At 57.1% G+C, this 12692-nt stretch carries 8 protein-coding genes; 5 read left to right on the top strand and 3 right to left on the bottom strand.

All coding sequences use genetic code 11. The features are described from left to right. The first annotated feature begins 20 nt into the window (after nucleotides 1-20). Together AUC45_RS10220 and AUC45_RS10215 are read left to right on the top strand one after the other, a co-directional pair. Nucleotides 21-2780, top strand: coding sequence for a [protein-PII] uridylyltransferase (locus AUC45_RS10220; protein WP_067601912.1), 2760 nt, complete (start codon nucleotides 21-23; stop codon nucleotides 2778-2780). A gap of 103 nt (nucleotides 2781-2883) precedes the next feature. Continuing rightward, nucleotides 2884-5184 (top strand): TonB-dependent receptor, encoded by a 2301-nt coding sequence (locus AUC45_RS10215; protein ID WP_067601909.1) that lies wholly within the window; start codon nucleotides 2884-2886, stop codon nucleotides 5182-5184. A 61-nt stretch (nucleotides 5185-5245) separates the two neighbouring features. Here AUC45_RS10215 and AUC45_RS10210 read toward each other — a convergent pair whose 3' ends face one another. Together AUC45_RS10210 and AUC45_RS10205 are read right to left on the bottom strand one after the other, a co-directional pair. Beyond that, nucleotides 5246-5701: a hypothetical protein gene (locus AUC45_RS10210; RefSeq protein WP_067601906.1), complete on the bottom strand. Its 456-nt coding sequence runs from the start codon at nucleotides 5699-5701 to the stop codon at nucleotides 5246-5248. Beyond that, nucleotides 5698-6360, bottom strand: a complete 663-nt coding sequence (locus tag AUC45_RS10205) for a YggS family pyridoxal phosphate-dependent enzyme (protein ID WP_067601903.1) — start codon at nucleotides 6358-6360, stop codon at nucleotides 5698-5700. The genes AUC45_RS10210 and AUC45_RS10205 overlap by 4 nt, the downstream gene beginning before the upstream one ends. Between AUC45_RS10205 and AUC45_RS10200 the strand changes: the two genes are divergently transcribed. Together AUC45_RS10200 and AUC45_RS10195 are read left to right on the top strand one after the other, a co-directional pair. Next, on the top strand, nucleotides 6359-6922 hold the full coding sequence (locus AUC45_RS10200) for a thiamine phosphate synthase (protein ID WP_067601900.1): 564 nt from the start codon (nucleotides 6359-6361) through the stop codon (nucleotides 6920-6922). The genes AUC45_RS10205 and AUC45_RS10200 overlap by 2 nt on opposite strands. A 129-nt stretch (nucleotides 6923-7051) precedes the next feature. Beyond that, nucleotides 7052-9433, top strand: a complete 2382-nt coding sequence (locus tag AUC45_RS10195) for a DNA translocase FtsK (RefSeq protein ID WP_067601897.1) — start codon at nucleotides 7052-7054, stop codon at nucleotides 9431-9433. 134 nt (nucleotides 9434-9567) lie between these two features. On the opposite strand, the gene AUC45_RS10190 is transcribed toward AUC45_RS10195, so the two are convergent. Beyond that, on the bottom strand, nucleotides 9568-10656 hold the full coding sequence (locus AUC45_RS10190) for a substrate-binding domain-containing protein (protein ID WP_067601894.1): 1089 nt from the start codon (nucleotides 10654-10656) through the stop codon (nucleotides 9568-9570). Nucleotides 10657-11032: 376 nt separating this feature from the next. Here AUC45_RS10190 and AUC45_RS10185 point away from each other — a divergent pair, with 376 nt between their 5' ends. Next, entirely contained in the window at nucleotides 11033-12691 is a 1659-nt protein-coding gene (locus tag AUC45_RS10185) for a diguanylate cyclase (RefSeq protein WP_197409545.1), read from the top strand. Nucleotide 12692: the final 1 nt, after the last annotated feature.

Raw genomic sequence — 12692 nt, 5'->3', positions numbered from 1 at the left:
GCGATGACGGCGGCGATGTAATGCGCGACAAGCGTATCCCCCGTCAGCGCGAGGTTATCGACCGGCGCGCTCTTTCCGAAGAGATAGCGCAGCTCGTTGAAAACGCGGACGACAACGCGAGGACTGGCGTGCTCTCGGTGTTGCGAGGTGCGCTCGATAACGGGCGCAGCGAGCTTGCGAAACGGCTGATGGAAAAACCGTCGGCGGGCCATGAATGCACGCTCGGCCACGCGTTTCTGACGGATCAGTTGATCCGGCTGATCTACGATTACGTGACGAGCCACTTCCTCCCGCCAGGCAATCGCACTGAGGCTGAACGGCTCGCCATCCTGGCTGTGGGCGGTTACGGGCGCGCCGAAATGGCACCGCATTCGGATGTCGATATCGCGTTTATCACTCCCACACGCCGCGCCCCGTGGTGCGAACAAGTGATCGAGGCGATGCTGTACCTGCTCTGGGATCTTGGCCTAAAGGTCGGCCATTCCAGCCGCACGGTTTCCGATACTATCGCGATGGCAAAGGAAGACCTGACCATCCGCACGGCCCTGCTTGAATCGCGCCTTATCTGGGGTGATCAGCAGATTTACGAAGAAGCGCGCCAACGTTTCTGGACCGGGCTTGCACGCGGTACTGAGAGGCAATTCCTCACCCAAAAACTGGCGGAACGCGACGCGCGGCACAAACGCATGGGCGACAGCCGATATGTGGTTGAACCCAATGTGAAAGAGGGGAAAGGCGGTCTTCGCGATCTCCAGACACTTTATTGGATCGGCAAGTACATGCACCGCGTCGAAAACGCGGCCGAACTTGCCGAGCTTGGGCTTTTTACGCCTCAGGAATATCGCAGTTTCCGCCGTGCAGAAGGGTTCCTGCTCGCGGTGAGATGCCACATGCACATCATCACCGATCGCGCAGAAGACCGGCTGACTTTCGATCTCCAACGCCAGGTCGCAGAGCGAATGAACTTTGCAGATCGCCCAGGCAAAAGCGCTGTCGAACGCTTCATGCAGTATTATTTCATGCAAGCGAAACGCGTTGGCAGCCTTACGGGCGTTTTCCTCTCCCACCTCGAGGAGAGACTTTCACAATCGAAAATGCGCAGTGGTTTCTTCGCCGGATGGAACCAGAAGCCGCGAAAACACAAAGGCTTTGTGATTGAGGGCGGTCGCATAAAAGCGCCGGGCGACAAGTGGTTCATCAATGACCCTGTTCGCCTGATCGAAGTGTTCCAGATCGCCGAAGCCGAGGGGCTGGAAGTGCATCCTGATACGATGCGCCAAGCAGATCGGGATACCAAGCTCATCACGGCAGCAGTGCGCAAGGACAGCCGGGCGAATGCACTCTTCCTTGATCTCCTGTGCGGGCGAAATGATCCCGAAACCGCATTGCGATGGATGAATGAAGCGGGCGTTTTTGGGCGCTTTGTGCCCGATTTTGGGCGGGTCAACGCGCAAATGCAGTTCGATATGTATCACCACTACACGGTGGATGAACACACGATCCGCGCGATTGGTCTTCTCTCGCAGATCGAACGCGGCATGCTCGAAAAGGACCACCCGCGCGCCACCAAGCAAATCCACAAGGTCGCATCGCGCAGGGCCTTGTACGTCGCGGTGTTGCTGCATGATATTGCGAAGGGACGCGGCGGCGATCACTCTGTCCTTGGCGCTGAAGTCGCGCAGAAACTGTGCCCGCGATTTGGCCTGGATGAAAAGGAAACAGAGCTCGTCTCCTGGCTTGTGCTCCAGCATTTGTTGATGAGCTCAACCGCGCAGAAACGCGATCTCACCGATCCCAAGACTGTTGAGGATTTCGTGGCTGAGGTAAAAACGCTCGATCGGCTGCGCAATCTCGCCATTCTAACCGCGGTTGATATCCGAGCTGTCGGACCGGGCACTTGGAACAGCTGGAAAGGGCAATTGCTGGGCGAGCTGTATGACGCTGCGCAGGAACGGCTTCGCCTTGGCCATATGCGCCATGGCCGATCGCAAAAAGTCGAGGCCAAGAAGGCTTCAGTGGCGGAAGCCATGGGCGATAAGTCGGGCCTCGTAAGCGAAATCGGCGATATGCTGGGTGATGCCTACTGGATTGCCGAACCTGAAGACATCATCGCGCGCAATCTGATCCAGTACGAGGCCGCTCAGGAAGAAGAAGGGCACCTCTCAATCCACTGCGAAGTGGATGAAGAACGCGGCGCAACGCTCGTCAGTGTGATTGTGCCTGATCATCCGGGCCTCTTTAATCGGATTGCAGGCGGCATCCATCTGGCCGGTGCCAACATTCTTGATGCGCGCATTCACACCGCGAAAAACGGCTACGCATTCGACAACTTCCTGGTGCAGGATCCGCAATGCCGCCCGTTCCGGGAGCCAAGCCAATTGGCACGGATCAAGAAATCCATCAGCGATACGTTGATGGCCAAGGTGGAACTGGTGCCAAAACTCGCGGCACGGCCGCTCAACCATTCGCGCGCAAAGGCGTTCGATGTCGAAACCAGCGTGACTTTCGATAACGAGGCCAGCAACCGTTTTACCGTGATCGAAGTGTCAGCCCGCGACCGTGCGGCTTTGCTCAACCGACTGGCCTATGCGCTATTCCAGTCCAATCTGATGGTTCAGTCCGCACATATCACCGCCTATGGCGAGACTGCAGCAGATACTTTTTACGTGACGGATTTGACTGGAAGCAAGATCGTTTCAAATGCGAGACAGGCGGAAATTGAGCAGGCGCTCATCAGTGCAGCCAGCGACAAACGCCAGAAACAATTGGAACAAGTCTGAATGTCGTTCGTCTGAGCACGTGGGCAAATTGTGCGGATTTAAGTTGCATATTAAGAACTGATCGGTAATTGCACGCCCCCATCTGTCAGGGAGAGACATTATTATGACACTTCGTTCCGCTTCGCGGCGCGCTCTCGCGCTGCTTTTGTGTTCTTGCGCAGCAAACCCCTTTGCTGCTCACGCGCAAGACGCTAATCCCGCAGCGAATGAGGATGGCCAGGAAGAGCGCGGCAGCGCGCTTGATACGATTGGCAACATCATCGTCACGGGTACCAAAACGCAAAACCCCGAAGACGTGCAAGATATTCCGCTTGCCGTCACCGCATTCAACGCCGACACGCTCGATGCATTCAAAGTGCGCGACGTTCAGGGCCTTAGCTATCAGGCACCAAACGTCAGCCTCGATCAAATCGGCACCAGCCGTGGTACTGCGAACTTCTCGATCCGTGGTCTCGGCATCAACTCCTCGATCCCCTCGATTGACCCGACTGTCGGCGTGTTCGTCGATGGCGTCTATCTCGGCATCAATGGCGGCGTTGTGTTCGACATTTTCGACCTCGAAAGTGTCGAAATCCTGCGCGGTCCCCAGGGCGTTCTGTTCGGTCGTAACGTGACCGGCGGCGCGGTGCTCATCAACACCACCAACCCAACCGAAGAATTCTCAGGCAAAGTCCGCGCAGCTGTGGACGGCCCGATCGATGGCGGCCGTGGCGGTGAAAACTACACCGCCAGCGCAGTCCTCACCGGCCCGCTGGTTGAAGACAAGCTGCTTTTCAAAGTCGCAGGCTATTACAACAATGATCGCGGCTATTTTGAGAACCAGTTTGACGGTTCCAACTTCGGCCAAGCCGAAACCTACATCCTTCGCGGTGCACTCGAAGCGCGTCTCGGCGATCTGACGCTGACGGGTAAAGTTGATTACTTCGATTCCGAAGGCGACGGCCCCAACGGTCAGAACCGCGGTATTTTTGAGCGCGATACGTTTGATTTCGCGATCGACAACCCCGGCTTCTACGACACTGAGATCCTGACGACTTCGCTCACGGCGGAATGGGACATTGGCCCGGGCACGCTGACCAACATCTTTGGCTATCGCGACTACAGCGCGATGACCGATGCTGACATCGATGCGACAACGGCTCCGATCTTCAACTCGGACACTGAAACCGCGCAGGACCAGATCTCAAACGAGATCCGTTATGCGGTGTCGACTGCCAATTTCGACCTCACCGTGGGCGGTTTCTATTTCGATCAGACACTCGCCTACACAGAATCGCGTCGCATCATCAACGCACCGCGGTTCTTCGGTGGTGGCCGTCAGGATCACGAAGTGCTTGGCGTGTTTGCCAACGGTCAATTCTATCTGAACGACGCGCTTTCTGTGATCGCAGGCCTTCGCTGGAGCCAGGAAACGAAGGACGCCGAGGTCACCTACGTCCGTCCGCGTCCAGAGTGTTCGGTTGTAGACCGCACATGCCCAACCAGCGGCACAAACGGTCTCGGATTGCCGGAAAACAACGGTTTCACAGACCGCGTGCGCTTCCGCAACCTATCGCCAAAACTTGGCCTCCAGTACGAATTCAATGATAGCCAGATCTATGGCCACTGGACCCGTGGTTTCCGCTCAGGCGGCTACAACTTCCGCATCACGAATGCCAACGCGTTCGAAGCGATCGTCGGCACCGATTTCGCGTTTGACGAAGAGCAGGTCGATAACTTTGAGATCGGCGGCAAATTCCAGACTGCTGATGGCGCATTCACCATCAACGTTGCAGCCTACATCACCAAGATTCAGGACATGCAGCGCGAAGTGAACCAGGCTGACCCTGCTTCGGGTGTGGCTCAGTCGATCTTCAACACGGCGGATGCAACCATCACTGGCTTTGAAGCGGAAAGCCGAGTGCGCTTGTCGGACTCGCTCATCTTCACGGCCAATATCGGTATCATCGACGATCAATACGACGAGATCCTGTTCGATATCTCAGGTGACGGCGTGATCGACGACACTGATCTCGATCTGCGTCTGCCTCGTGTTCCAGCGGTGACCTGGGGCTTTGGTTTTCTGCACGAGCTGTTCCTTGGCGAAAGCGAAATCCTGACCCGGGTGAATTATCAGTACCGCGATGAATTCGCTTACACTGATGACAACCTCGGCTTCATTCAGGACATCAGCAACCTTGAAGCCAACATCACTTGGGTAACGCCGCTCGATGGTCTCTCGTTCTCGCTGTATGGCCGCAATCTCTTTGACGAGGTGCAGGCTGGTGGTGATACGCAGCTGCCGTTTGGCGGACCGCGTTCAACCGGTGTGCGTCAGCCATTTGCAGATGCGCCAACCGCTGGCACATTCTCACCGCTGCAACGCGGCCGGAACATCGGCGTTGAGGCGATCTTCGAATTCTAAATCGAGTTTGAACACACGAATAGAAAAGGGCGCTCATTTGTGGGCGCCCTTTTTGTTTGGGTCACGTATCCGCGATCAAGAGCAGCGCGATGTGGGCGTTATCATAAGCGACAAAGCCCCATTCACTTGCCGCGCCGCTGATCGGATTCCACAAGCCATGATATCGGTTCGCCACCACGGTCAGCGCATTAGGATCAAACAGTGCTAGAAACTGCCGAGCGCAATGTTCTGCAGCCTGATGTGCAAGCCACGTCTTGGAGGGATTGGAAATGTCGTGAGAGAGCGCCTGGGTAAGCTGCCCCAAAGCAGAGCGCGCCATGTCAATTTCGCCATCCGGATCAAGCAATTCCCAGTTAAACCCGATGGATTTTAGGCCGAGGCTTTGAACAAACCTGTTAGCGATATCGCAATGCGTACCATCAGCCTTGCCTAGCGGGGCGTGCTCAAAGGCAATTCGCGCATCCCTGCGCAAAACGCTGAGCCAGTCATTTGCAAACTCATCAAACGGATTGCTCACCCGCGCGGACCGAACAACGCTGTGCCTACGCGAACATGAGTTGCGCCCAATTGGATCGCGGTCTCGTAATCTCCGCTCATACCCATAGAAAGGCCCTCAACGCCGTTATCTCGGGCCAGCTTGTATAGCAGCGCAAAGAATGGCGCGGGTTCGATATCGGCCGGGGGCAGGCACATAAGGCCGGCGATGGGGATATCCGCATCGCGCACTTTGGCGAGGAAATCAGGAAGCTCACCAATCGGGCAGCCACCCTTCTGATCTTCATCGCCAATATTGACCTGAACAAAGCACGGAACTCGCTTGCCAGCCTTGTCCATCGCCTTGGCCAGCGCTTTCAAAAGACTTGCGCGATCAAGCGAATGGATCACATCGAACAATTCCACCGCCTCTTCGGCCTTATTCGATTGCAACTGGCCGATGAGGTGAAGCTCTGTATCGGGAAAACGCTCACGCAATTCGGGCCACTTGCCCTGGGCCTCTTGCACTCGGTTTTCACCGAAAACGCGGTGGCCAATTTCCAGCAGCGGCGTGATCTTTTCGGGCGGATGCGTCTTGCTCACCGCGATCAGGGTGACATCCTCGGGCTTGCGCCGCGCGGGTTTGCAAATGCGCGCTATGTTCTCTTCAACCGCGGCTAGTCTTGTGGCTGCACTTTCCATGTCAGAGCGCTATAAAGCAGCGATGCGCCGTGACCAGTCCCTCCCCAAAATCTGGCTGATTTCCGATGAGCGCAACGATGCCATGCTCGAAGGCGCGCTCAAACGGATGCCGCGCGGCAGCGGCTTTATCTATCGCCATTATCATCTTGACGATCCCGGGCGTTTTGACCGTTTTCAGTCGCTTCGACGAGTGGCGGAGGCCCGCGGCCAAACGATCATATTGTCCGATAGCGGCCTGACCGCGCGCGAATGGGGCGCGCATGGCACTTATGGCCCGCCCCGCGCAAATTGGCCAAGACGGCGCGAGCTGATCCATCTCGCGACGGTGCACGATATGCGAGAATTGAGGCTGGCAAACTCTTTGGGTTCCGACGCCGCACTAATCTCCCCCGTCTTTCCAACACGATCCCATTCAGATGGACACGTGCTCGGGGCGGTTCGGTTTCTTCACCTCGCACGCCATGCGCTGATGCCAGTGATCGCTCTGGGCGGGATGGACCGGCACCGCGCATCATTTCTCGGCTGGGACAGGTGGGCCGCGATCGACGGTCTTAGCGGGTAAGCAAAGGCCGAGCCGCAACGGAATCGACCAACAGCGCGCAATACCCCGTAAACACCCAAGCGCTCCCCTTGACCCGGACTCGCCGAAGATTCATGGTGTGTTCTGCCTCGATCACCCAGGAAAGTAACCATGGCCAGCCGCGCAGTTCACACCCGAAAATCGTCCGCCGAATGGCGTGCAGGCCTGCGCCGTTCGGTCCGGCGCGCCGCTCAGATTACCGGCGCTGCCGTTCTGTTGGCGGGCGCGGTGTTCCTGACTATATCGCTTTTCACCTACACCCAGACCGATCCCAGCCCGTTTACCGCTGCGGCAAGCGGCACAGTTAACAACTGGATGGGATCCTGGGGAGCATGGGCCGCAGATTGGGCCTATTTCGCATTTGGCCTGCCTGCCTGGCTGCTCGTCCCGCTGTTCTATATCTCGGCCATGAAGCTGTGGCGCGATGTTGAAAATGGCGATGAGCCTGAGACGACGCGCTGGTGGTTGCCGACAGGATTGCTGCTGGTTGCAATGATCCTCCTCGCCACGGTGCTCACGCTTGGCTTTGCAGGACCCGGCGGCAGCATGCCCGCCCAGATCGGAGGCTTTACCGGACTGCTTGGCGCCAGCGCGATAGAAGGCATTGGCGGGCTGTTTGGCGAAGCGGCATCGGGCTGGGTCATCCTGCTCTTGGCGCTTGTCTGCCTTGCGATCGGTGTGGCGCTTGTGACGCGGATTTTCGCGATCGATTGGCGCGCGCTGCTCACCGTGCCGCAATTCATTGCTGAAAGCTCGCTTGGTCAAGCCGTTACTGCGCGCATGCCTTGGCTCCAGCGCCAATCGCGCCTCACCCGCAACCCTGAGGCGTTTGTCGACGAACCAGAACCCCGCGCGCCCGCCGCAAAGCCGGTCGTACCCGATGTGCCTGCCCAGCGCCGCGCGCCCGAAATCAGCGATCCCACCGCACCGCCGAAGAAAGCTGCTCCCGCTAAAGCCAACCAGCGCGATATGTTCGCGACCTACGATCTTCCGAGCCTCGATCTGCTCGAAGATCCCTCTGGCGAGGCGGCGCCCAAACTCGATAAGCTCGCGCTGGAACGCAATGCGCGGTTGCTCGAAAACGTGCTCGATGATTTCAACGTCAAGGGCGAGATCACGGCGGTGCGCACCGGGCCTGTTGTGACAATGTACGAGCTCGAACCGGCTCCTGGCATTAAAGCGAGCCGCGTAGTAGGCCTTGCCGAAGACATTGCCCGAAATATGAGCGCGATTTCGGCGCGCGTCTCGCCCATTCCCGGCAAGACGGTGATGGGTATCGAATTGCCGAACAAAGACCGCCAGATGGTGATGTTGAAAGAGCTCGCCGCGTGCGCTGCCTTTGCCGAATCCAAGGGCAACCTGCCGATCATTCTGGGCAAGGATATCGCCGGCGAACCGATCATTGCTGATCTTGCCGCCATGCCTCACTTGCTTGTCGCGGGCACGACCGGATCGGGTAAGTCGGTCGGTCTCAACTGTATTATCCTGAGTCTGCTATATCACTTCACACCCGCTGAATGCCGGATGATCCTGATCGATCCCAAGGTGTTGGAACTCGCCAGCTACGACAACATCCCTCACCTCCTGTCGCCCGTCGTGACAGAGCCGCACAAATCGGTGCGCGCTTTGAAATGGGCCGTGGAGGAGATGGAGAGGCGCTATCGGATGATGTCGTCGGTCAATTCGCGCAATATCAATTCCTTCAATGAAAAAGTGCGCGCATCGATTGCCAAGGGCAAGCCGCTTGGCCGGAGGGTACAGACAGGCTTTGACCCCGATACAGGCGAGCAGCTCTATGAAGAAGAGCAGCTCGATTACGAACCGCTGCCGCAGATCGTTTTAATCGTCGACGAATTGGCCGACCTCATGGTAACCGTTGGCAAGGAAATCGAGGTCCTGATCCAGCGCCTCAGCCAGAAATCGCGCGCGGCCGGCATCCACCTTATCATGGCAACGCAGCGCCCATCGGTCGATGTTATTACCGGTGTCATCAAGGCAAACCTGCCCACCCGCATCAGCTTCAAGGTGACGAGCCGCATCGACAGCCGCACCATTCTTGGCGAGCAGGGCGCAGAGCAGCTGCTGGGTAAAGGCGACATGCTGTATAAGCCCAACACCGGCGCAACCATTCGTGTGCATTGTCCCTTCGTTTCTGATGAAGAGGTTGAAGCGGTTGCCGATTTCTGGCGCGCGCAAGGATCGCCGGAATATGTCGATGCCGTCACCGAAGAGCCTGAAGATGGCGGCGGGCTGACTTTCGAAGATGATCTCACAGCATCCGACAATCCGGATGAGCGCAAATATCGTCAGGCCTGTCAGATCGTAATTGAGAACCAGAAGGCATCTGGATCTTGGCTGCAGCGCCAGATGGGCGTTGGATACAACACGGCGGCCAAATGGATTGAGCGGATGGAATCCGAAGGTCTCGTCGGGCCTGCCAATCATGTGGGTCGGCGCGAAATCTTCCGCGATCAGGATGGCAATCCGATTTGAGGATCTAACCAGAAAACGGCGTTAGTTGATCAAACACCGGCGGCAGCGATCAGAATGAACGACAGGCACGCCTGATAATGTCCTACATGCGAAACTATCGCAAAGCGCGAACAGCTCCGCGATGATCAGCCAGTCTATCTCGCTTCAGGCAGATCAGTCGCAGCGGCTACTTCGGTTTCGCCCGTCAAATCGCCGCGCGTCATCGCAATGCGTTGAGACACTTTGCGCGAGTTGACCTCCATCAGATCGGGCGACAACGCGACTAAGCCGATCGACGCAAGCGGGCCATCCTTGTTCCAGTTGCGAACCCATTCCTCAAGATAGACGTCCAGCCCTGGAATAGCCCGCATGTGGGCTTTCTTGACATAGATATAGAGCGGGCGGGCCCCGGGATAATCAAAGTTGGCGATGTTGTCATAGGTAGGATCGACCCCGTTCATCGGCAGCCCTTTTACCTTGTCGGCATTCTCGTCGAGATAGGAAAAGCCGAATATCCCGATCGAATCAGGGTTTGCTTCGATCTTCTGGACGATCAGATTGTCCTGTTCGCCTTGATCACTATACGCGCCGTCTGCGCGCACTTCGGTGCACAGCTGCTGGTGAAGATCCTTATCCTCATCCTTTAACGCTTTCATCCGGGGATCGGTGTCACAGCCTGCTTCAAGCACCAGCTCTTTCAATGCATCGCGCGTACCAGAAGTGCTGGGAGGGCCATAGACAAGGATCGGTTTCGCCGGCAGCGACGAATCAACATCGGACCACAATTCGTTTGTTTGTTCTTCGCCATAGGGCCGCGCGGCGAGCGCTTCGTAAACAATGCGCGGCGACAGGTTGAGCATGATGCCGTTTTTGGACGACGCAAAGGCGATACCGTCCAAGCCGACTTGGAACTCAATAATGTCCTTCACATTGTTCGCCTGACAATTGTCAAACTCGCTCAGCTTCATCCGGCGAGAGGCATTGGCCATGTCGGGCTTGTCGGCTCCGACGCCTGAACAGAACAGCTGTATCCCATTGCCTGTACCGGTCTGTTCGATAAGCGGTGATTTGTAATCGGTGTGCGAACGCGCGTAAATCTCTGCCACTTGCTTGGCAAAAGGATAGACTGTGGACGAGCCGACTGCGCGGATGGAATCGCGCGCGCCGCCCGCGGCATCGCAACCGGAAATAAAAAGCGCGGCAAGACCTGTTAGGCCTGCTGCAAATGATTGCTTCGACAGCATCAGGGGTATTCTCCGAAGGGCGTGTCGCAAAGTCTTTGCTGATCATCACGCCGATGTTTGCCAGTCACATAGATGAGATCTGTGACACAGGGATGACGGCGATTTCGCCCTTCGTCAAACGTGGGAGATATCCTGGAGTTGCGGAGGTGGGCGGAGCAAGGGCTAGTACCGTGCCTTGCGTTTATAGGCGGGCCAATGAAAACACAGTAATCGGTGAAATTGGCCCACCTCCAAGCAAAACTTCTTAATACGTCTCTAAGTTCTCATCAATAATTCCCAGCTGATGGTCAGGGTCGTATTTGGTCTTTTACTTGGAGTTTTGGCATTCTTGCCAGTCTCTGCTGAAAGTGGGGTCGCGCATGCAGCAGACGCCAGCATGCCGCGCCATGCACCAAACTGCGTCGCTTTTACTGGCAAAGATGTTTCTATCGAAGCAATGGCAATGGAAGGATCAGGCGCTGCCAAATGGCAATGCGGTTCGAGAAGGTGGCGCTCCGATGTGGCTGCCGTTGTGCTCAAGTATGACGCGACAAGCTGGGAAAGCGCAAAGCCGCCACGTTACTTCTACTCACGGATATCGCGTTTCGGGAGCATCGCTATTGCTGCAGTTGATGCAGGCGGCGAGATCCGTACCGCACGATACACCGAAGGGGATGGTGAACCATTCGCTAGCGGTCCGGTGTTCCAGCTAAAGTTGCCTGAGATCACCGACAAAACAGAATCAGTGCTGGTTCGCATCGAGCGGCCGCATTCGGTCCCTATGCTAAGCGAAGCGCGGCTCACCGTTTCCGCGAAACACGCTGATTGGACGCAAATGGATGTGATGCTTTTGGCCATCGTCATCGGCATGCTGATCCTGCCCTTCATGTTCGATGTGAGCTTCTTCATCGTGCTGCGTGAGCGGTTTGTGCTCCTCCACGCTGCTCTGGTCGTGACGATGATGGTGTATGTGCTGCTCGCTGGCGGTTTGATTTCGGTGTTCGTGAAGCTGCCAATGGAAGTCATCGCCATCGGCGCTCCGCTTTCATGGGCGATCGGTTCAGCGCTGGCTGCGTTCTTCCTTGCCGACTTTCTGGAACCCGGCATCCAGTCACGCGCCATGAAGCATGCGGTGATTGGCACAGCCGCGTTCACCATGCTCGTCCCCGGCATCTGCTCCTTTCAGCTGGCCTGGATGCACCCCTATGACGATCAGCTGTATTTTTACGCCTTCCTCCCCTCCATCATCGTCTACACTCTCGCCATCATAGCGGCTGTGCGCAAAGGCAGTCGTTCAGCGCGCTTTATAGCGGCCGCCTGGGCGCCGATAATGCTTGCCGCGATTGAGCGATTGATGCGCGGGCTCGGCCTTTATGCAGCACCCTCCACGATGGATCAGGCGCTCTATCTGGCGACCGGGATCGAGGTGATTTTGATGTCGCTTGCCGTTGCGGATCGGTTCCTAGCCATAAAACGCGAACGCGATGAGGCCGTGGCAGAAGCGGAATTGCTCGAACAACTTTCAGAGCGTGATCCGCTAACTGGCTTGCTTAATCGCAGGGCCGTGGCTTCCCGATTTGAACGGTTGCACGCAGCAGGCTTCCACACCTTTGCGCTGGTGGACCTCGATCGGTTCAAGGACATCAATGACCGGTTCGGCCATAGAGTCGGCGACGAAGTGCTCGAAACTGTTGGGGAAGTGCTCGCCGGGGATGAAGAGCGAACTATGATCGGCGTTCGGATGGGCGGTGAGGAATTTGTGGTGCTGCTGCGCGGGCGTACTGCCTTGCAGCGCGCCGAGGCGATCAGGCAAACCATCCCGCGCCGGATCAGCGGAGAGCTACCCGGCCTCAATCGGCCAGTCACTGCCAGCATGGGGGTGATTGTCGTACCTAAAATGGGCGGCAATGTGAAAGGCTTCGCCGACCTGTATACGCGCGCCGATGCCATGATGTATCAGGCAAAGGAAAGCGGACGAAACCGCATGTGCTATGAAAAACTCACCGTGTTTGACAGCGCTCCTCCGAAAAGCAGGCCCGTACGCCGCGCTGCATAAG

The organism is Erythrobacter sp. YT30, assembly GCF_001542875.1.
Classification (GTDB): domain Bacteria; phylum Pseudomonadota; class Alphaproteobacteria; order Sphingomonadales; family Sphingomonadaceae; genus Erythrobacter.
Note: the sequence above shows the minus strand (reverse complement) of the source record. Positions and strands in the feature narration are given on the sequence as shown.

Coding starts and splice junctions, on each gene's coding strand:
- AUC45_RS10220 (WP_067601912.1), top strand. CDS start 21: ATGCGCGACAAGCGTATCCCCCGTCAGCGCGAGGTTATCGACCGGCGC.
- AUC45_RS10215 (WP_067601909.1), top strand. CDS start 2,884: ATGACACTTCGTTCCGCTTCGCGGCGCGCTCTCGCGCTGCTTTTGTGT.
- AUC45_RS10200 (WP_067601900.1), top strand. CDS start 6,359: ATGTCAGAGCGCTATAAAGCAGCGATGCGCCGTGACCAGTCCCTCCCC.
- AUC45_RS10205 (WP_067601903.1), bottom strand. CDS start 6,360: ATGGAAAGTGCAGCCACAAGACTAGCCGCGGTTGAAGAGAACATAGCG.
- AUC45_RS10195 (WP_067601897.1), top strand. CDS start 7,052: ATGGCCAGCCGCGCAGTTCACACCCGAAAATCGTCCGCCGAATGGCGT.
- AUC45_RS10190 (WP_067601894.1), bottom strand. CDS start 10,656: ATGCTGTCGAAGCAATCATTTGCAGCAGGCCTAACAGGTCTTGCCGCG.
- AUC45_RS10185 (WP_197409545.1), top strand. CDS start 11,033: ATGCCGCGCCATGCACCAAACTGCGTCGCTTTTACTGGCAAAGATGTT.